General features: G+C 46.7%; 20 protein-coding genes. 8 read left to right on the forward strand and 12 right to left on the reverse strand.

Going from position 1 to position 20,282, the window contains the following annotated elements; translation table 11 throughout:
• Nucleotides 1-427: 427 nt before the first annotated feature.
• From JGK39_RS01800 to JGK39_RS01820, 5 genes are all read right to left on the reverse strand, one after another.
• Nucleotides 428-2,062: an MBL fold metallo-hydrolase gene (locus tag JGK39_RS01800; RefSeq protein ID WP_293247092.1), complete on the reverse strand. Its 1,635-nt coding sequence runs from the start codon at nucleotides 2,060-2,062 to the stop codon at nucleotides 428-430.
• A gap of 183 nt (nucleotides 2,063-2,245) precedes the next feature.
• The gene (locus JGK39_RS01805; RefSeq protein WP_293295565.1) at nucleotides 2,246-2,431 is read right to left on the reverse strand and encodes a hypothetical protein; all 186 of its coding nucleotides are present in this window, start codon (nucleotides 2,429-2,431) and stop codon (nucleotides 2,246-2,248) included.
• Nucleotides 2,432-2,842: 411 nt separating this feature from the next.
• Nucleotides 2,843-3,055 carry a helix-turn-helix transcriptional regulator gene (locus tag JGK39_RS01810; RefSeq protein ID WP_293247095.1) on the reverse strand — a complete coding sequence of 71 codons (213 nt, stop codon included), beginning with the start codon at nucleotides 3,053-3,055 and terminating at the stop codon, nucleotides 2,843-2,845.
• A gap of 17 nt (nucleotides 3,056-3,072) precedes the next feature.
• Entirely contained in the window at nucleotides 3,073-3,285 is a 213-nt protein-coding gene (locus tag JGK39_RS01815; protein ID WP_293247098.1) for a helix-turn-helix transcriptional regulator, read from the reverse strand.
• A gap of 10 nt (nucleotides 3,286-3,295) precedes the next feature.
• Entirely contained in the window at nucleotides 3,296-3,508 is a 213-nt protein-coding gene (locus tag JGK39_RS01820; RefSeq protein ID WP_236502947.1) for a helix-turn-helix transcriptional regulator, read from the reverse strand.
• A gap of 41 nt (nucleotides 3,509-3,549) precedes the next feature.
• Here JGK39_RS01820 and JGK39_RS01825 point away from each other — a divergent pair, with 41 nt between their 5' ends.
• The 4 genes from JGK39_RS01825 to dxs all read left to right on the forward strand — a co-directional run bounded on the left by JGK39_RS01825 (nucleotide 3,550) and on the right by dxs (nucleotide 6,822).
• Nucleotides 3,550-3,876, forward strand: coding sequence for a hypothetical protein (locus tag JGK39_RS01825; RefSeq protein ID WP_293247107.1), 327 nt, complete (start codon nucleotides 3,550-3,552; stop codon nucleotides 3,874-3,876).
• A 186-nt stretch (nucleotides 3,877-4,062) separates the two neighbouring features.
• On the forward strand, nucleotides 4,063-4,395 hold the full coding sequence (locus tag JGK39_RS01830; protein ID WP_293247110.1) for a DUF6883 domain-containing protein: 333 nt from the start codon (nucleotides 4,063-4,065) through the stop codon (nucleotides 4,393-4,395).
• A gap of 15 nt (nucleotides 4,396-4,410) precedes the next feature.
• Nucleotides 4,411-4,677, forward strand: coding sequence for a DUF4926 domain-containing protein (locus JGK39_RS01835; RefSeq protein ID WP_293247113.1), 267 nt, complete (start codon nucleotides 4,411-4,413; stop codon nucleotides 4,675-4,677).
• A 237-nt stretch (nucleotides 4,678-4,914) separates the two neighbouring features.
• Nucleotides 4,915-6,822, forward strand: coding sequence for a 1-deoxy-D-xylulose-5-phosphate synthase (dxs, locus tag JGK39_RS01840; protein ID WP_293247116.1), 1,908 nt, complete (start codon nucleotides 4,915-4,917; stop codon nucleotides 6,820-6,822).
• Nucleotides 6,823-6,889: 67 nt separating this feature from the next.
• Here dxs and JGK39_RS01845 read toward each other — a convergent pair whose 3' ends face one another.
• Entirely contained in the window at nucleotides 6,890-7,657 is a 768-nt protein-coding gene (locus tag JGK39_RS01845) for a calcium-binding protein (protein ID WP_293247119.1), read from the reverse strand.
• 170 nt (nucleotides 7,658-7,827) lie between these two features.
• On the opposite strand from JGK39_RS01845, the gene JGK39_RS01850 reads away from it, so the two are divergent.
• Genes JGK39_RS01850 through JGK39_RS01860 form a run of 3 tightly spaced genes read left to right on the forward strand, consistent with a single transcriptional unit; the run spans nucleotide 7,828 to nucleotide 9,744 of the window.
• On the forward strand, nucleotides 7,828-8,145 hold the full coding sequence (locus tag JGK39_RS01850) for a hypothetical protein (RefSeq protein WP_293247122.1): 318 nt from the start codon (nucleotides 7,828-7,830) through the stop codon (nucleotides 8,143-8,145).
• Entirely contained in the window at nucleotides 8,142-8,510 is a 369-nt protein-coding gene (locus JGK39_RS01855) for an aspartyl protease (protein WP_293247125.1), read from the forward strand. The genes JGK39_RS01850 and JGK39_RS01855 overlap by 4 nt, the downstream gene beginning before the upstream one ends.
• A 7-nt stretch (nucleotides 8,511-8,517) precedes the next feature.
• Nucleotides 8,518-9,744 (forward strand): NAD(P)/FAD-dependent oxidoreductase, encoded by a 1,227-nt coding sequence (locus JGK39_RS01860; protein WP_293247128.1) that lies wholly within the window; start codon nucleotides 8,518-8,520, stop codon nucleotides 9,742-9,744.
• 129 nt (nucleotides 9,745-9,873) lie between these two features.
• On the opposite strand, the gene JGK39_RS01865 is transcribed toward JGK39_RS01860, so the two are convergent.
• The 6 genes from JGK39_RS01865 to JGK39_RS01890 form a co-directional block, all read right to left on the reverse strand.
• Complete coding sequence (locus JGK39_RS01865; protein WP_293295566.1) at nucleotides 9,874-12,372, reverse strand: sulfotransferase; 2,499 nt, start codon at nucleotides 12,370-12,372, stop codon at nucleotides 9,874-9,876.
• Between the two features lie 446 nt (nucleotides 12,373-12,818).
• Entirely contained in the window at nucleotides 12,819-14,891 is a 2,073-nt protein-coding gene (locus JGK39_RS01870; protein ID WP_293247134.1) for an ATP-binding cassette domain-containing protein, read from the reverse strand.
• Nucleotides 14,892-15,683 (reverse strand): ABC transporter permease, encoded by a 792-nt coding sequence (locus JGK39_RS01875; protein ID WP_293247138.1) that lies wholly within the window; start codon nucleotides 15,681-15,683, stop codon nucleotides 14,892-14,894. It abuts the gene before it with no gap.
• Nucleotides 15,680-16,924, reverse strand: a complete 1,245-nt coding sequence (locus JGK39_RS01880) for a glycosyltransferase (RefSeq protein ID WP_293247141.1) — start codon at nucleotides 16,922-16,924, stop codon at nucleotides 15,680-15,682. The genes JGK39_RS01875 and JGK39_RS01880 overlap by 4 nt, the downstream gene beginning before the upstream one ends.
• A gap of 156 nt (nucleotides 16,925-17,080) precedes the next feature.
• On the reverse strand, nucleotides 17,081-18,397 hold the full coding sequence (locus JGK39_RS01885; RefSeq protein WP_293247144.1) for a glycosyltransferase: 1,317 nt from the start codon (nucleotides 18,395-18,397) through the stop codon (nucleotides 17,081-17,083).
• Between the two features lie 318 nt (nucleotides 18,398-18,715).
• Nucleotides 18,716-19,912, reverse strand: a complete 1,197-nt coding sequence (locus JGK39_RS01890; RefSeq protein WP_293247147.1) for a glycosyltransferase — start codon at nucleotides 19,910-19,912, stop codon at nucleotides 18,716-18,718.
• Nucleotides 19,913-20,144: 232 nt separating this feature from the next.
• Here JGK39_RS01890 and JGK39_RS01895 point away from each other — a divergent pair, with 232 nt between their 5' ends.
• Nucleotides 20,145-20,279: a hypothetical protein gene (locus tag JGK39_RS01895; RefSeq protein WP_293247150.1), complete on the forward strand. Its 135-nt coding sequence runs from the start codon at nucleotides 20,145-20,147 to the stop codon at nucleotides 20,277-20,279.
• Nucleotides 20,280-20,282 lie beyond the last annotated feature (3 nt).

A 20,282-nucleotide genomic window follows, 5' to 3' on the forward strand; every position in this document is an offset into this window, starting at 1 on the left:
AAATCTTCTGGGTTGTGACCAAATAAGTTCAATCCTGGACGCATCGATCCCCCCAACCCCCCTTAAAAAGGGGGGCTTTCAGGTTCCCCCCTTTTTAAGGGGGGCTAGGAGTGGGATCGGCATTTGAGCCACTTCGTGCGTAAGTCCTAAAGTTGTTTTGCATTTAATTTTGAGTTCGATCGCGGGCAGGATGCGGGCGCCACAAGAAAGAGCAATCTTGGACGCAGTACCGATGAAAAACAGATGCTGCGATTGCTTCGATCGGAGATCGCGCTCATGCTGTCGCTCACAATGACAGAAATACGCGATCGATGCGTCCAGGAATGAAGAGCTTGCCGCTGCTTAAACCGGGTTTTTTGCCGGAGTGCGTCCACAAGTGTTCTGTTGTTTTGTTTGTCTGCGGGCTGGTTTCGAGGTACCTGACAGCTTATTCGCCCTCTATTTCCTCATCTAGGAAAAATTCAGACTCCGGTATCGCTTCAAACACCGGACAGAAACCGTCGGGAGTGACTTTAAAGCCAAACAAAGCACTGGACTGGTTCCAACAGCGCTGGCCGCGGTAGTGCTGGCAATTGCCACAGCATTCGAGGTTGGCTTGAACGGCGTTGCCTTGAAACAGCAGTTCCCGCTGGGAGATGCCGCGCAGTACGAGTTCTTCTCCTTGCCAGCGGGCTTCTACTAAGCCTGTATCGGCAAAATTTGCCCACCGAGGATCGGCTGTAATCGGATTCGGCAAGCTAATTGCTACCTCTGTCTCCAATTCGCTGAGTTCTCCCTCATAGTTAGTTTCCGGGATTGCGGGCTGCAAAAACATTTCCCCGATCGGCAATTCAACAACAGTCCCTACCGCCGGAGTGTGCAATTGGTAGCGGTTTCGCAGCTCGTCCAAGTTAGCCAAATCAGCCAAATATGCAGGGGAACCGTGCACCAAAATTATGTGCTGGGGACGCAAGTTGTGGATGAGCTGGGTAGTCCCAGGGCCGTCGCAGTGTTCGGCTAGCAGATAAGTTTCAATGAGCCGAACTCCAGATTCCCAACCGTTGGCAAGCCATTCCCTGACGGGATATCCGGGTTTTTGAGGTGCGAGTAATATCCAAGGATTTGTGCGATCGGCAACGTACAAACCCAAATCGGAAATTTGGTCAGTAATTACAATACACGGGGTTTTCCCCAATTCGGAGCGCTGTTCGGCAGACAGCCGGCGCACGCGAGGTTTCACCCTTTCGTCCCAAAACAAAGGTTGGTGGAGAGCAAAGTTTTGAACGGCGGTGGGAAAATGGGGCAGCAGTTCCAGATAAGCGTCGCACCCGTCGGCGACAGTGCCGTCTACCCAAATATCCAAGTCGCGCCCGGTGAAGTAGTGGTGGCTGCGGAGCAGCATCAGCAGTTCTTGACCCAAACCGAGGGCGGGTGCGGGTAGCAGTACCGAGTACCCGTCGGCGATCGCCCGGTGGATGCGATCGGCTAACTGATTCTCCAGTTGTCGGCGGTGAGGGTGGCGCGCCGTGCCGTAACTGCCTTCCAAAATTAACACGTCCGGCTTCATGCCCCGGAGTTCTCCCAGGGGCAAACCTTCCACCAAACGAGAGTTGGACAGAAAAAAGTCGCCGGTGTAAAGCAGGGTGTAGGTGCGGTGGGGGGCTTCATAAGTCAAGAGTACAGTCGCCGCTCCGGGCAAATGGCCCGACGGGAACAACTGCACGCTCAGTCCCCGCCGCAGTTCGACCGACGACTGCCAGGGCAGTGCCTGACAGAACCGGGATTCCGGCTGCTGAGCCTGTTCTGGCCAGTTGAGCGGTAGCAGTCGCGCTGTGACTTCGCTGGCGTAAATTGGCAATTGAGGGAAAGCCTGGTGGAGTGCTAGCAAACCTCTGGCATGATCGGAGTGGGCGTGGGTGCACACTACGAAATCGGCTGGGGGCGATCGATCTAGTGTCGCTGACAGGGGTGCGACATCCTCTATACCGCAGTCGAGTAAAATGCGGTACGGCCCCATTCGTACTAGCAGACAGACCCCTTCCTGGGCGTGGCCTGCGCCGTAAGGTAAACAATCGAGATCCATCACTGCGGTTAGCTCCCTGTACAAGCGCGCAACTTGCAGTATCGCAACATCTAACTAAATGTTTGCTGCGACTGCATTCATTCATTCATTGATTCGATCGAGTTGAGTCTTGGACGCAAAAACCAGGTTTGATGGAGGAAAAGACTGTGTTTCTGTCCTCGTTGTCGGTCAAAAAACCGTCGCTCAAAGTTCTGGTGCGTCAGCTTTGGACTTAAATTTTTCCTCTACACCTGCGGTTCCCGTCGTGCAAACAAAGTAATTGCACTTGAAATTTGATGCGATCGATCGACGAGGAAAGCCATTTTCCGAAGGCACGGACTGAAATTGGTCTGCGGCCTTCAACAAAGTTAATGCTAGTGGTTCTTGCATCAAAAGTTACATTTTTATTGCACCTTGTCAGAGCAGCGAATTCGATCTCACAAGCTGAGTTTTAAACCTTTTTTCATAATTTGCGCCTGCTAAAAGCTAGATCTTTTTTATGAGAAGATTTTAAGCCAGCAGCCCACAGATGTTGACAAAACATTACAAATCTTCATCTTTCGGGTTTTGAGGGCGGTGTAGAGTCCAATAATCCCAACTTAGAGAACCTGACTCATGCTGGCGAAGTGCTTTAGTCACGAAGATGGCGGCTTTATGAGTGCGATCGGTTTTTTTGTAAAAGTTTGATACATTTTTCTAAGCAAACCTTGTGGCGATCCAGGAGAGACATCTTGCAGTGTCGGGCTTTTTTCTTGGGCAAAATATCGAATTTTCAATCTAACTCGCCCCATTGGTGCGCCCTCAATCTTCCAAAATCTCAACTAAATCTTCCATCGTCACGTCGAAGGCGCGGGCAATTTTGTAGACAGCAGACAAATCGACTGTGTTCAAAGCGTCGCGTCTCCCGTAGCTTTTTACGGTGTTGTAGTTGACTCCCGAGCGATCGGCAACTTCTTTGAACGTCCAACCCTTTTGCTCAGCTAGTTCTCGAATCCGCAGCCTCACGTAGCCCATTAGCCCGATCGCCCTTACTATTCCAAAAACTCGACCAAATCTTCAATCATGACATCAAAAGCCATAGCGATTTTCTGAACGGCACTCAGGTCAACTGTATTCATGCCGTCATCCCGTCTAGCGTAACCCTTAACTGTATTGTAATTAACGCCAGAGCGATCGGCCACATCTTGCAGCGTCCAACCCTTTTCTTCTGCCAACTCTCGAATTTTTAGTCTAACTCGCCCCATTTCTGAGCCCTCAATCTTCCAATATCTCAACCAAATCTTCCATCGTCACGTCGAAGGCGCGGGCAATTTTGTAGACAGCAGACAAATCGACTGTGTTTAAGGTATCGCGCTGAACGTAGCTTCTGACAGTGTTGTAGTTGACTCCGGATCGATCGGCAACTTGCTTTAGCGTCCAACCCTTTTGTTCAGCTAGTTCTCGAATCCGCAGTCTAACGTATCCCATGTTTTAACTTGACATTGATGCGTATGCAACATATGATATCTATGTACACTGAAAACGATCGCCCTCCTAGCCTGGAAAACTTGAGGGCGATCGCTTTTCTACCCAACCCCGCAAACGCGGGGCACGATTTTCCTATGATACCAACATCAAAGCCTAAATCACACATTCATCCCTGGTGTATCGTGCGGCAACTGCCGAATATGCAGCGATTGGTTGTGGCGCGCTTCCACCGCCGCGGCGATGCTGAGGGCTATATCCAGATTTTACGGCGGTTAGTACCCGCGACTAAACACGCGATCGTCTTTGATACGACTGGGGCTGAAAAATTGCCAGATGCTCGGACATCTGAGATAGAGCGAATGCTTTAACGGATAAGTGCGATCGCCCTTTTGTGTTTGAATTGGCAAGCAGTAAATCGTGAAGGGCGATCTGCTTTGTTGTCTTAATGCTAACTGAAAAGGCGATCGATCGACCCAACTTAACTTCTGATATTAAAAGTAACTTCACCAATCCAACGAGCGAATTTATACTTGTACTGAAATTTTACAGTTATCATGAAGCTACCTAACGCCGATCGCGCTATAATTGACATCAGGAAGCTGTCAACTTACTGTCTAGATTTAGAGCATTCCGATGGACAACATAAAGCGCGCGTGTTCCGATCGGCTTTAGGCATAGGCTTAGAGGACGTAGACGAACTGCGAAGAGCTTTGTTGAAAGCAATTTTGACTTCAGAAGCAATTCCGACTCAACAAGACCGGCACGGTCAGAGATATGTAGTTGATTTTCTAATGACTCGACTCGACAAACAAGCTATAGTACGGAGTGCTTGGATTATCAGAACTACCGAGAATTTTCCCCGCTTAGTAACTTGTTATATTCCGTGAAAGAGGTATCTAAAAATGAATTTCACAATCAAACTGCTTGATGTCGTTGCATTACTAGAAGACTTACCACACCAGGGCTTGTATCGCGGTCAAGTGGGGACAGTAGTTGATGAATACGATGCAGAATTTGTTGAAGTTGAGTTTAGCGATTTGCACGGTTGTACCTACGCGCTAGAAGCTTTTAGCAAGTCGCAGTTAATGATTTTGCATCACAGTGCGCTTGTAGAAACCCAATGGCTAAAAAGTCAGCCATCAGTACAAAAACCAGTTTTAAAGTGCTAATAATCCCCGTGCAGCTAATAATTAGCCGTTACCAACTAAAAACATAAGCAATTTTTATATTGACTGTTGGCGACTTACTTATTATAATTACCAGGTCAAAAATAACAAAAATCTTACGCCTAACAGTTTTTCTCAAATAACAGGTAAACTATTCTAAGTTTGCGCGTACCAACGCCGCAGACACAACCTATATCTGTTAAGGATTCGTCCTAATTCTTAGGAGCGGGATTTTAAAATATGCATCTCAGCGAACTGACTCATCCAAACCAATTACACGGCCTCTCGATTCATCAACTCGAACAAATTGCCCGACAAATTCGAGAAAAGCATTTAGAAACTGTAGCAGCCAGCGGCGGACACCTCGGCCCGGGATTGGGTGTAGTCGAACTGACCTTAGCACTTTACCAAACACTCGACCTCGATCGCGACAAAGTTACCTGGGATGTCGGCCACCAAGCTTATCCGCACAAATTGATCACTGGCCGCTATAACGAATTCCACACCCTGCGCCAAAAAGACGGCGTTGCAGGCTATCTCAAGCGCTGCGAGAGCAAATTTGACCATTTCGGCGCCGGTCACGCTTCCACGAGCATCTCCGCAGCCTTAGGGATGGCGATGGCGCGCGACCTCAAGGGCGAAAACTTTAAAACCGTAGCAGTCATTGGCGACGGTGCGCTGACAGGGGGTATGGCACTCGAAGCGATCAACCACGCGGGCCATATGCCGAAAACCAATGTGATGGTAGTGCTTAACGACAACGAGATGTCAATCTCGCCCAACGTCGGCGCAATTACCCGCTATTTGAACAAGATGCGACTCTCGCAGCCGGTACAGTTTCTCAAAGATAACTTAGAGGAACAATTCAAACAAATTCCCTTTGTGGGCGAAACTTTTACCCCGGAAATGGAACGCCTCAAAGAAGGCATGAAACGTTTAGCCGTATCGAAAGTAGGGGCTGTAATTGAAGAATTGGGCTTTACCTACATGGGCCCGGTAGACGGACACAATTTGGAAGAGTTAATTGCTACTTTCAAACAAGGTCATACTATCCAAGGGCCTGTGTTGGTTCACGTGGTGACGGTGAAGGGCAAAGGATATGCGATCGCCGAAAAAGACCAAGTAGGATATCACGCCCAAAATCCCTTTAACTTAGCCACGGGCAAAGGTATTCCTTCCACCAAACCCAAACCACCAGCCTACGCAAAAGTATTTGCCCACGCCCTGGTCAAGCTAGCAGAAAATAATCCTAAAATTGTCGGCATTACCGCTGCAATGGCAACCGGAACTTGCCTTGACAAACTTCAGGAAAAACTGCCGAAACAGTACATTGATGTTGGCATTGCCGAACAGCACGCAGTGACTTTATCGGCAGGTTTAGCCTGCGAAGGAATGCGCCCGGTTGTCGCAATTTACTCGACATTTTTGCAGCGGGGATACGACCAAATAGTTCACGATGTCTGCATCCAAAACTTGCCTGTTTTCTTCTGTTTGGATCGCGCTGGAATTGTCGGCGCTGACGGCCCGACGCACCAAGGAATGTACGACATTTCCTACTTGCGCTGCTTGCCAAACATGACAATTATGGCGCCGAAAGACGAGGCGGAATTGCAGCGGATGGTAGTCACCGGCATCAACCACACCAGCGGCCCGATCGCCATGCGTTACCCGCGCGGCAACGGTTACGGCGTCCCTCTGATGGAAGAAGGTTGGGAAGAATTGGCGATCGGCAAAGCGGAAATTCTCCGCAACGGCGATGACGTGCTAATCTTAGGTTACGGTTCGATGGTGTATCCGGCAATGCAAACCGCCGAGATGTTGAGCGAACACGGCATCGAAGCAACTGTGATTAATGCGCGTTTTGTCAAGCCTTTGGATACGGAATTAATCTTACCTTTAGCACAGCGAATTGGCAAAGTTGTCACAATGGAAGAAGGCTGTTTGATGGGCGGTTTCGGTTCAGCAGTAGCCGAAGCTTTGATGGATAACAATATCCTGGTTCCATTAATGCGGCTGGGCGTACCTGATACATTGGTGGATCACGCTACACCAGAGCAGTCATTTGCCAGTTTGGGATTGAATCCGTCGCAAATGTGCGATCGCATCTTGGCAACATTCAGCCGCAAAGAGTCTCCAGTTAGCGTGTAAATAGCTAGAATTGTAGGGTGCGCACTGCGCACCTTACCATTCGAGACAGATCCTCAAAAATACCGCTCTATGAGAGTGTAATAAAACGACCCTGCAAATCAGATGGTGTCACACTCAGAACTCTACCTAAAATTTGACCTGTGGCAGCAATTTGAATCGTAGTACCGTCATAACGGCTATTTTTATCTACATCTGTATCGGCGGCTGAAATTTTGCCTTCTCGAGGAAACCTCCCTGAAATGAAAATAACATTCGATAGCGCGAAAGAAAAGGGAATAAGTGTAATATTTGCCTCAGTTAAACCGCCAGTCAAGCCAATGCGATCGACCGACCTTTCAAAGTCTAGAATAGCATCCCATGCCGAACCACTAAAACTACGGTTAGAGTTACGCCTGGGATCTTCTGCAACAACATCCGTTCTCAGCACAAACACATCGCTGCCCGTTCCGCCTCTGTAATTAGTGTAACCCCGATCGCCACTCAGAGTATCGTTACCCGCGCCTCCTTCTAATAAATCATCACCTCGGCCGCCATTCAAGACATCATCTCCGTCACCACCCACGATATAATCATCATCAGAACCACCAGTCAAAATGTCTCTGCCGCCTTCACCAGATAAATCATCTTCCCCTTTACCGCCTTGCAAGTTGTCATTGCCATCACCACCGAATAAAATATCTTTACCAGCATTTCCGTTAATGATTTCACTTTCAGACGAGCCTCTGATTGTATCATTGCCTTCCAAGCCAAGAACACCTCCAGGAAACTGAGCCATCAAACCAGGAGGGACTGTAAAATTATCAGAATTAGAAGTTAAGTTGAAAGTGTTTGCCATGATTGGTTTCAGGAAAATTCTCTTGAACTCATAAATATAGTACCATCTGACACAAAGGAGAATCAACTAGGATCAATGAAACCGGAGTTTGTGGCACGATATGATGGAGGGAAGATTTGGTGATGAGGACGAGCTAATATAGTACCATCTGACACAAAGGAGAATCAACAATGACTTATCTCAACCCAACTCGCACAGTACCCCGGAAAAGATTGCACCCAAAACGCACACGTTCTTCAGAAGAAATAGCCCAATGGTATGCTGAAAGAGAAGCATTTTATCAGCGCTGCAAACCAATTTTCGATCGCCTAAAACCAGAATTAATTCAAACCCACTACAACTGGTACATGGCAGTTGAACCCGACAGCGGGGAATATTTTATCGACAAGGATGATATGGTGGCTACCAAAATGTGCCACCAGAAACACCCAAATGCTATCCCGTTCATGTTCCGCATCAACCCTACAGGGGTTTGTGGCACGATATGATTCAAGGAACATTTGGTGATGAGGATGAGCTATTTTTTGAAATTGCATTGATTGCTGATAACGGCTTAGAATTACCTGTTGATGCTCTGCTAGATACAGGTTTTTCGGGCTGGCTAGCAATGGATATTCAGGATTTAGAAGGACTTGATTGGACTTATATTAGGCGGCAAAAAATGCGGACAGCAAAAGGAGAATTTAATTTCGATATTTATGCAGCAAAAATTAGAATTTACGAACAAGAATTCGATATTCCTGTTCATGTAGGTGACGGAGTACCGGAAATTTTAATCGGCCGGCAATGGCTGAAAAATCGGCGGTTAGTAGTTGATATTTCGGCGGGTATTTTGACATTGGAAGCGATTTAAAAGCAAGATGAATTTAAAAAGTTTTGATATAGTAATAGTAGGAGCCGGCCCAGCAGGAGGTCACTGTGCAAGAATCCTCGCCAAATCAGGCCGCACAGTCTTGCTTGCAGAACAAAACGACAATTTTAATAAAAATGACTTTTCCAGCGCCGCCACACCTTTAGAAACCCTCTCTCAATTCGATTTACCCGAATCAGTTATCGGCAGTTTTTGGCACAAACTGACTATTGAAACTAGCAAAGTTACTCAAACTTGGGAATCTCCCGAAAGTTTGGGAGTTGTACTCAACTTTGCAAAATTTAGAGCATTTTTAGCCGACGAAGTTGAGCGATTTGGCGGTGAAGTTTGGCTTGGTTGTCGCTACACCGGACATTCTCAAGCCAACGGCGAAACCGCAGTAGAATTTAAACAGTTATCTGACGGTCAACTTATCAAAGTTAGCACGAAAGTCTTGGTTGATGCTACTGGCTTTGCTAGGGCGATTATGTACGACAAAGAAAACGACAAGCCTAATTTTTTGTCGGGAACCGGCATCGAATATTTAATTGAAGTTGAACCGGAAGTTTACAATAAATATGCCAATGATTTAATCTTCTTTTTGGGTGACAAATGGATGCCTAAGGGTTATTCTTGGATATTTCCCATGGAACAAAATAGACTGAAAGTTGGTGCGGGACGCATTTTTTTAGATGCCAAAACGGTTAAGCATTTGTCACCGCTGAAACAGTATATTGATTTGCTGATTGATGAATATTTGAAGTCTAAAAATTATAAAATTATTGACAAGCACGGTTCAACGCTGAAATACAGTCGCGGTTTGCAGGATATTTATTGGAAGGATAACATAATTGCGATCGGCGATACTGTCTCGACAGTTAATTTTCTGGGCGGTGAGGGTATCAGACACGGGATGGATGGCGCTGAAATCGCTGGGAAATACATTGAAAAATATTTGGATGGGAAAATCTCAGATTTTCGGGATTATGAAACCCAAATGCACCGCAAGTTTGATGGGAAATGGAATATTTCGGAAAGGTTGGCGGTGAGAAAGTATATTGATGATGTGAATGATGAACTGACAGATAAAATGATTTCTTATTTAAAGTATATGAAAACTGAAGATATCATGGATATTTTATTTTATTATAAGTTTGAGAAGATTTCCAGAGGATTTGGCGGTTATTTGTGGCGTAAATTTCAGGGATTGATGCAGCGGCTGAGAAAAAGTTTCTAGCAATTATCTAAACAATCCTAAATTAGGTTCGTAGTGAGGATTTCATTCCTTTATGAATGCGGACTAAAGTCCTCACTACGAACCAATTTCCAGAAATTTTCTGGTATTTGTAGTGAGGATTTCATTCCTTTATGAATGCGGACTAAAGTCCTCACTACGAACCAATTCCCAGAAATTTTCTGCTGTGACTTGAATGCGCGGTAGCGACATTAAAGAATCGTTAAAATTGCTCGTACTCGATCTATATGATATACCGAAACTATACCCACTTGCTCCGATTAAATGTGCTACAATTTTATCGACATTCCCGTAAGGATAAGCAAAAACTCTCACAGATTTCCCTAATCCCCGTTCCAAGATAGCGCGGGATTTAGCCCCTTCGCGCACAATTTCTGTGGGTGACAATGCAGTCAGAGGCTGATAAGTGGCAGACATGGAACCAAATTCAATCCCTGCATCCTGCAATTGCCGAATTTCTGGCCATCCCATTAACTGCACTTGTTCAGTATCTGCTTTTTCCCAACTATTTGTCTTTCCTACTGACTCGGCTACTAGAAAAACAGTTGCTGTAAAATCAAAGCGTTTTAGCAAAGGGAAAGCATAGGTAAAAAAGTCGAGATAGCCACCGTCAAAAGTAAGTAATACAGCTTTACCTCGTAAAGGAGTTTTAGTTAGTTTTGCATTTTGCCAATCTTCCCAAGTTGCACTGTAATAACGATTCTCTTTGAGATAGTGCAACTGCTGTTCAAACACCTGCGGAGTAATTGCATTTAAACCATCGGGAGAAATACGACGGTAGGCGAGAATAGGAAGTTTTTTTGTAATGCTATCATTATCAAATATTTGAGGTTTCACTGAGTGAGAAACTTCTCGGTAAGGCGATTTTTGCCAAATGATTTCCGGTGCGTAAAATACTTGCTTTGGCAACTCGTTTTCTCTGGGAATTTGGATTATCGCTTCCCCTGCGATTGCTGCTGATTTCGTTAATTCCCGCAGCGCCTGGGCTGGAAGTGCGGCCCGACGGCTGACACTGGTTCCTGTTGCACCGCATCGCCGGCCAAACATCACCGCATCTTGGGGGTAAATGCCTCCAGAACTAGCTGCATTCAACCAGTCGGGCTGATTCGACCTTTGTTGGGCGGCAGAGGCTAAGCGCGATCGCAACGATGTCTCACTATCAAATGATTTGCCAAGCAAAGCTTCTCGCACGGTGGCGACGCACAACTCAAAACCGATATGTCGAATAATTGTCGATCGCACTTTTTGAGCAGAAACAAAATTATTTTCCACCGCAACGGTTACAATAGCGATCGCTACACCGCCTATTTTCACCAACACGTCTATTTCAGCAAGCTCAACTTTGATGTTAGGCAATTCTGCGCTAACTTCCACAGCAATCAAGTCTCCATCGAGAGTGATTGTGACTGCTTCATCGGCGGTTTCGGGATTGTAAAAATTAGCCTCAACCCAATGCGGACGATTCCAGATTTCTTGCAAAAATAGCGTCCATTCCAGTTGGGGAGTTTCGGGATTGTCTTGAAAGAAGCGTGAGAGAATTGGCCAAGCAAACTGGGCTGCGATCGCATCTGCCAACACCGCACCCGCCACAATCCCGTCACAGACTGGCAATTCAATAAGGGACTTGCGTAGAAATAAGAGCCCAGCCATGCTATTGTATTGTCGAAGGAGCAGCCAAAGGATTGGTATAGTATTAAGCTGCAAATCCCTAACTTCGAGTTCAACACCTGCTAACTTGATTGTACAGCAAACGCGATCGAATATTTGTGGAACCTTAATATCCGCAATGAATTCGCTCACCTCCACCGTAACCTTGTAGGCAATTCTCGAATTTACCCACTCGATATGAGTTAGAATATTTTTAATTTCACTATCTTTAAAAACTCCATGATATTTGTGAACCTTAGTGCTTTGAATATCCCTGGCAATTCCTTGATGCCAAGGTAAATTTAAACTCAACTTAGCTGCTTTTTCTTTATAATTAATCAGCATTCCAGCATCATACTCAATTCCAAGGAAATTACAAATATCCTCTAAGACTAACTTTTTATTGTCTACAAGCTCTTCATATTTAACCAAGATATGATTAGATTTATCAAGATATTTATGGCTAGTTAATACTGCATATTTCCATCCATCGATACAGCGAGCTAAATCCCAACCACCGCCCCACAATTCGTTAAAATCCCGAGTAGCCTCATGCATAGAAGCGATGCAATCCATACTGTTTCGCAAAATATGTATAAACTTAACATCCGGCAAAAAGCGCTCTATATCAGGAATAAAATAGATGTGTTCCGGCGTTTTTTCCAACCAAATGCTTTTGTGTTGTTCCGCAGCCAAACCATCCAAAACTCCCACAAACCAACTAACTTTAGCTTCCACACTTTGACTGTCATCAAAACCTTGCAAAAGTTCAGGGCGATTAATCTCATCCTTAAAAAAAGATTCCATCCTACTTGGCAACTTTGCCACAAACTTGTCGTACAATAAATAGTGAAAAAACTTAGATTCAGGAAAAGAAATAACTTCGGGATGAGCGGCCAATAAACTCTGAAGGATTGTAGTACCGCTTCTTGGAGAACCCACTAAAAATATTCGTTTTTTCATTGTTAGATTTTATATTGATAAATGGGCGATCTAATTTCTTTCGTTGGGTGGGGGCGGGTTTATCTAGATTGTTGGTAAAAATTAAATATGGTTGGCGAACCCGCCCCTACAGGAATTATGTTTTACCGTATTTATCCGCGTTCATCTGCGGTTTCACAAACATCCTAACTCCAACTAAAATCTTCCTTCAACAAATCAGAAAGCTGAAACCCTCATTCTCTCGTAAATTTTATTGAAGAAGAAGCTTTTTGCTGAAAATTCACAATCTGAAGCTGTGTCTAGAAGGCAGTTTCAGGGGAGGGGGGGTAGTTGAGCAATTACGATTTTTTTAACCGCAGAGAGCGCAGAGGACACAGAGGGAGAGAAGAAAGAGGGAGAGAAGAAAAAAGTATAATTCATGCTTCTCTCTGTGCTCTCTGCGCTCTCTGCGGTTAAAAACTATTCTCCTAACTCCAACTAAAATCTTCCTTCAACAAATCAGAAAGCTCCTGATTGTAAGGCTTAAAATAATTGGTTAATTCTTGTTCGATTTCCGCAGGCATATTACTGTAATCCTCAGTATTATTCCCCTGATATTCTTTGACAGCACTCACCTTGATGTCTAAGAAATCTAACACCCTAGAAAACACGTTACCCGGATTTTTGTTAAAGTCTTCGCTTTTGAGGATTAGCAACTGTTCCCGGGGGAAATAATCGAGCCAATTCTTGATTTGTTCGACATAAATTCCCCGCGATAAGTAGGAATAATGCTGGTGATTGAAACTGTAATAGCCTTCATCGGCTTTGATTTTTTCGATCTCACCTTTGAGTCTGTCGGGTTCAGATGCGATCGCCTTTTCAAAATCCAGCTTTTCGCAGCCGATCGCCACTTCTAAATGATAGTGCATCCACGCCCTTTGTACCGGGTTGCGGAGCATCACGATCAGCTTAACATCCGGGAAGCACTTGTAAACTCGCTCGGCCACCAAGGGATGGTAAATATAGTAAGCAGTCATCTCCCACAGCAGCACCTTGTCACCCGCGACACTCCGCGTCAACTGCTTGCTGTACCACTCAACACCGCGCTCGAAATTCAATTCAAAAAAGTGTACTTGCTTAGCACCTTCTTTGATATTTTGCAAGTGATTGTCGAGATAGCCGTATAAAGCCTCGGTGCTGCACTTTTGAGCGCCAATCATTAAAAAGTCTGGTGACTGCTTATTTTTCAACTGAGTGGAAATCTTGGCGTAGCTGGGATTATTTTTGTTCAAAGCGTGAACTTTGTCAGTTGTTTCTGGCAAATCTGCAACCTGCATTTTGCCGTCAAATTCCCAGCGGTAGGGCGGACAAAGGATGGTTTTTTGGTGTACAGTCGATCGCACGTACAGCGGATAAACGTGCCACTGATAATCGTAAGCGTAGGCCCAACTCTTCTCGTATACCCCAGGATTCACGTAATACTGCCCGTTTCCTAAATCCAACCTGTCTACGTGCAGCCGGATTTTGCCTTTACCTTTCGCCAGCGGTATCAACCGGCCCATTTGATTAGTATTAGTCTCAAAACAACTTTGACCGTCTTCCCGGCTGATTGTTACGCCAAAAATCGCAGCAGAAATTGGTTTTGGAACATCGTAATGAATTTCAATAGTAATTGTGTCACCGCTGTCTATTTCCTCATCCGGTAACACTTTGACATCCGTAATTTCTACTTCCAAAGAACCGAAACGGTTTTCGTTAACTCGCAATTCCGATCCCGTACTTGTAACTTGAGGAGGACGCATGGGAGTGCGCTTGTCAGTTTCCGATCGCATTTCCGACAAATACTGACCGACTACGACTTCCGTCTCGCCGTAAGCCATGATTTTACCTTCCCGCAGCCACATACCGCGATCGCAAGTTTTTTGAATTTGCGCCGCACTGTGAGAAATTAAAACAATCGCGGCACCTTGATTCTTAAACTCGTCGATTTTTTTCAAACATTTAGTTTGAAAAGCCACATCCCCAACCGACAAATATTCATCAATTAACAGCACCTCTGGATTGGTATGAATTGCCACCGAAAATGCCAACCGCATTCGCATCCCCGTGCTGTAAGTCCGCAGCGGGCTGTCGATAAACTGTTCTAATTCCGCAAATTCAACAATAGCGTCAAACCGCCGCGCCGCTTCCCGGCGAGTCAAACCTGCTACCACCGCACCCACAAACACATTTTCTCTACCAGTTAAATCTGAGTGAAAACCAGCACCCAAATCCAACAAACCGCCAATTCTACCGTTAACTTTAATCGTGCCTTCTTCAGCGCGGCCGATACCGCCGATAAGTTGCAGCAGTGTCGATTTTCCCGCCCCATTCTTGCCGAGAATTCCCAGCATTTCCCCGGGAGAAACTGTAAAGCTGACATCCCGCAGCGCCCAAAAATTTGCCTGGGGTTTCATCCGCCACCAACCCCACAATGCGGCCTCCATAATTGTCAGAGGTCGATCGGCACTGTAGCGGTTGAAACGTTTCCCCAAACCGTTGACAACAATAGCTTGACGCATTTATAATTCCTCCACAAATCGATCGCTTTGTCGTCTAAAAATTCCTAGTCCGAGCGGCAAAAGAGCAGCCACAACCAAGCTCAGAATTAGCAGGGTTGGCCAGTCCGGCTGAATACCTTTGAGCAGTATTGTTCGGTAAGCTTCAATCAGCGGCACCATCGGATTTAACTGATATAAAGGCTGAAATTCTTTGGGCACGCTTTTGAGGTCGTAGAAAATTGGAGTTAGGTAAAAAAGCATCTGCAACAACACGCCCAAAGTGTGCTGGGTGTCGCGGAAAGTCACGTTAATGGCAGCGAGGGGATAGGCCAAACTCACGGTCAAAATGAATTGAATAATCATCAAAAGTGGCAGGGAAAACAGCGCCGAACTTGGCTGAATTCCGTCCATTGCCAAAAAGATAATTAGCACCGGCAGCGCCAGTAAAAAGTGAATCAATCCGGTGGTAGTTGTCACTACAGGTAAAATAGCTGTCGGAAAATTTGGTTGTCTGATTAAAGGCAGGTTGCCAGTAATTAGTCCGGTTGCTTGAAACAGCGCCGTCTGACTCCAAGTCCAAATTAATAAACCGCTGAAGGCAAAGGAAGAAAACTGGGGAATATTTACCGGAATTACCGATCGAAATACAAAGGAAAAAACCGCCAACTGCAACAGCGGATTGATCAGAGTCCAAGCAATCCCCAGGGTCGATCGCTTGTAGAGTAGTTTCATGTCGCGATCGACCAACTCCCGCAGCAAATCGAAAAAATGAGCAATTTTGCGCCGATTTACCAGTTTTACTGCATTGATCACTGTACACCCCCAACAATTACCGGCCCTTCAACTTCCTGCAATTCTGGATCCGGGAGAGCGGCCAACCGCTGCGCTTGCAACTGCGCTTCCCTGTAAGCAAAAGGACTTTGCAGAGCTCCCAGCAACTCGCTCGCTACCAATTTGCGGGGGAACCAGCCCGGACGTATCAAACGGCGCAGCAGCCACCAGTTCAGCCACTGAGACCAAGCAAAATGCAAAATTTCTAGGCGGCTGACTGTGCGGTTGCGATCGCACGTCAGCAAATAAGCCCCAAAACCGCGCCCGTTATCCCTTAACTGCCGGCTCAAAGCCTCGCCGCTGCGCCTGTGTACGTGCCACACAAAAGCTCTGGGCTCGTAGAAAGTCGAGTATCCCTTCGCCAAAATCCGGTGAAACATCTCGATATCCCCAGCCCCCCGAGTCGGAGTCCCCACATCCAAAGCCGGGTCAAAAGTCCCAACTTCGGCGAACACTTGCCGCCGGAAAGCCATATTGGCGCCGACTCCGTAAGCGCTGGCCCACAGCAAGCTCTTCGTCGAAAGCTTGCTACCATCAACCTTAAAACTGTGGAGATATTGCAGCATCCCCCCATAGCCGAATTCAAATTGAGTTTGAGCCTCTGTTTCGAGTTCCGCCGGCGCCACTAAACCGCTAACTGCCATAATTTCCGGATCGGCAAAACCCGCAGCCATTCCCCGCAGCCAACCGACATCGGGCCGCACGTCGTCGTCTGTAAAAACAACAATCTCGTGGCTGGCTTCAGCGATGCCGCGATTGCGCGCCCAATCCAATCCTGGCCGTTCTTCCTTGACGTAGCGTACAGGCAATCGCGCGACCAATTCAGCGGTGCTGGTGTTGGAAGGAGCGTTGTCTATGACGATGATTTCGCGATCGGGATAGTCCACGGCAAGAATTGCTTCCAAAGCGCCTTTGAGCAAGTCCGTGCGATCGCGCGTGCAGATGACCACGCTAATCGGCGGCAGCGGATAATTTGGCTCTGTTTGCAGGCCCAACTGAAGAGGGAGAATTGCTTTTGCCAATTCCTTGCCTAATTGGGCCACAATTGTCGATCGCACGCGATCGGCCCCAATCATTGCCTGCCAAGGATCGTTCAATATTTCCACCCATTTGAGAGGCACTCCCCGGTAGCATACCAAGAGGCGGATTTTTTCATATTTCTCAAGTCCGCGAATCGGATTTATCGGTTCTGAAAACTCTAGTTTCAGCAGTTTTATGCCCATAAATTGCTCCTAAAAATAGTGGTAAGAAGAAGTCATTAGTCATTAGTCATTAGTCATTAGTCATTGGTCATCAGGAAGACTTTTATTCGTTATCAAGCACAGCCTTGGAACCAGTTATTCCCCATTACCCATTACCCATTACCCATTAGCAATTAATTATTTAACTGCCAACTCATAATTATTTTCCAAAGCAATTAGAGGGTTTTCGAGAGCAGTTTCAGTAGTTTTTGGCATACCGTTAACCGCGATCGCAATTAGCAATTCATCCGACACGAGATTTGCCAAAATTGAACGCAGGTGGACGCCCCGCAGCGGCTCGACACCGAATTTGGGAGGAACGTGGCCGACGGGAAGTTCGCCGTAAAACAGATAAATGCCATCGGGCCGTTCAGCGTCGATCGACCTTTCTGCTGCTTCCCAACCTTGCTGCAAATCGATCTCAATTTCGCGATCGCTCAAATCGGCGCGGGCCGGCCCACCTTGCATAAAACTCGAAATTGCCGATCGAGTTTTCAACTCATCAATCACCCCCCGGAAATACCAATAACCGCGCAATTTCCCCCGCAGCCACCGCCAAGTTGTCCGCATCCCCAAACTTTCGAGAACATCCAGAGATTTTCTCAGTACCGCCGCCAGCAAATCCACCCCCGCAGGCCAGACAAACGCCACGGCAGACAAAATTTTATCGGCTAAAGAATAAGGAATTTCGTAGTCTTTGATGTGCAGTAGGGGTCTGAGTTCCGGGTGTCTGTGACCGATCGAAACATCCGATCGCCCTTCTTGACGAGCTCGGCGAAAAGAGCGATCGAGATTGTTAGTTTCGTGTTCGTAATGATAGCCCACAGCGCCCGCAGCCATCGCAAAAGGTACATCAGCTTTCAACAAGCGCACCCCAAACTCGTAATCTTCCCCGCCGCAGTTTCCGAAAGCCGAATCGAAGCCATCGAGACGAGCAAACAGTTTTGCATCCAGAGAAAGATTGCCGCTGAGCAAATCTTGGTACTCAAACCTGTGATGGGGGCGGCTCATCTGGTAAAATTTTTCTTCCCACCAAGCCCGCACTTCCACATCAAAATATCTAGTGCTCCCTTGCAACTTGGGCGGGTAAGGGCCCATAACAGCAGAGCCAGGACGTTCTTGGTGAGTGCGAACGTGGCTTTCCACCAAGGGCGGCATTGCTTCGATATCGTCATCCAGAAACAGCAGCAATTCTCCGCTAGCCGAAGCCGCGCCCGTATTGCGAGCAATTGCTGCACTCCGGCAATTTACCTCGATCGCGTGCAGCTTAAACGGAGCTTTGTAGTCTTGTAGCATTGCCAAAGTATCGTCAATGCAGTTATCTGCGACTACTGTAACTTCCATGAGGTCGATCGGATAAGTCTGAGACTGCAAAGCATCAAGAGCGCGCCGCAGCGAAGAACTTCGATTGTGACTGGGAATAATTACGCTAACAGTTGGATTTTCTCTATTCATATTAGATTTGATTGGTAATTGGTAATTGGTAATTGGTAATTGGTAATTGGTAGTTGGTGATTTAACTTTAAAACACTTTTTCCTCTTACTTTGTCCCTCTTACTTTTTAATTTGCGCTCATCTCAGTTTGGCTGTTGTATTAGTGGTGTCCCCTGGCACTTATGTATCCGCAAGCGAGCGGGGACATCACTTATGTATCCGCAAGCGAGCGGGACAGCATTTATAAAAAATGGTTTTTAAATTCATTGAGATGCTCATCTTACTAATGACTACTGACTACTGACTAATGACTACTGACTACTGACTACTGACTACTGACTACTGACTGCTGACTTCTTCCTTAACTTCCTGCAACCCTTTGCGAGAAGCAAAATAAGCCATCGGGCCCTTAACACAGCCCCGCAATTGAGCTAACAGCAAATCGCTCGGAACCGACTCCGGCTGCTTTCGCAAAGAAGCAACTAATTCAGGAATTTGTTTTTGTCGCAGCCATCCCCAAGCTAATAGAGGCACACTAAATTCTCGGTTGATGACAAACATCCGAGTCCAAAAAGCATAGACTCCGATGCCGTAGCCGTGCAGCGTTTTTTCCAATTCTTCCCAGGTGCGCCGGTGGCGGTGCCAACTCAAGGCTCTCGGTTCGTAGACAATGCGGTAGCCCGATCGCAAAATGCGGGCAAACAATTCGCAGTCTTCGCCCCCGACAGTCGGCGTCCCCGCCCCCAAAGCTTCGTCAAACAGGCCGATCGAGTCGATCGCGCTTTTACGCAAAGCCATACTCGCCGAAACACCCACCGGAGCCACAACCAGAGGATTGCAGCGCGCCCCATCAAAAACTTGCCGATAAAAGCCGCGCCCGTGGGGGCTATAGCGCTCGAACCATTCTTGTGCTTTGGTTTCGAGTTCCAAGGGCATCACCAGCCCCGTCACGCACATCACGCGCGGATCGCTAAAATTTTGCAAGAGCGATCGCAACCAATTCGGATCTGGCACGGCATCGTCATCTGTAAACGCAACGAAATCGTGTTTAGCTTCGCGTAAAGCTCGGTTGCGGGCAGCGCTGGAGCCCGGTACGTCCTCGCGCACGTAGCGGACTTTTGGGTAATTTTCGACCAATTCCCTGCTCGCCTCCGTGGCGGGACAATTGTCAATTACCAAGTATTCCTGACCGTCATCGGGCAGCCGCATAAACGCTTCAAGAGCGCGCTGCAAATCTTCCGGGCGATCGCGCGTGCAAACCGCTACAGTGGCTGCGGGCATTGCCTGCACAGGGCCGCGTTCGTCCCATTCTAGGGCATCGTAGAGCCAATTTTTCCAAAGGTTATCGCCCACTGCATTCATGAGAGTTTCCCGCAATTGGGAGCCGTCTATGCGACCTCCGACTGCAGGCAATGTCGCTTGACCGATCGGTTTTCCGTGCAGTCTAATTAAAACCAAGGCTTTGCTGTAACGCTCCTCAACCGCTATTTCTGGCGGTAGTTGGGAGATTTCCAGGTCGAGAATAGCTGTTGCCATTTTAGATTTTAGATTTTAGATTTTAGATTCAAGAATTGCGAATTTTAGATTGCGGAACAAAGTTCAAAAAAAACATCTATTCTCCGTATTTTACCGGATGTCTTTTAGCCAAAATTGTTGTAGGAGATAGCAACTTATCAATGTCATACTTGTCGATCGCCGATCGCGAATCAAACATAAAGCCTCTTTTTAGTGATTGCTGTTATTTATTTTTACTTTCTATCGTTGGCTGATGTCAAGTTTTTTTTCTATACAATTTTTACCCTCGAAGGCGATCGCACGTCCGGGCTGTTGTCAATTGCAGGTGTTAATCGCCCATGCTGTCGGGGTGACGATAGAAGATTTAGTCAAGATTTTGGCAAATTGAGGG

This window comes from Microcoleus sp. PH2017_12_PCY_D_A (assembly GCF_020738565.1).
Lineage (GTDB): Bacteria > Cyanobacteriota > Cyanobacteriia > Cyanobacteriales > Microcoleaceae > Microcoleus.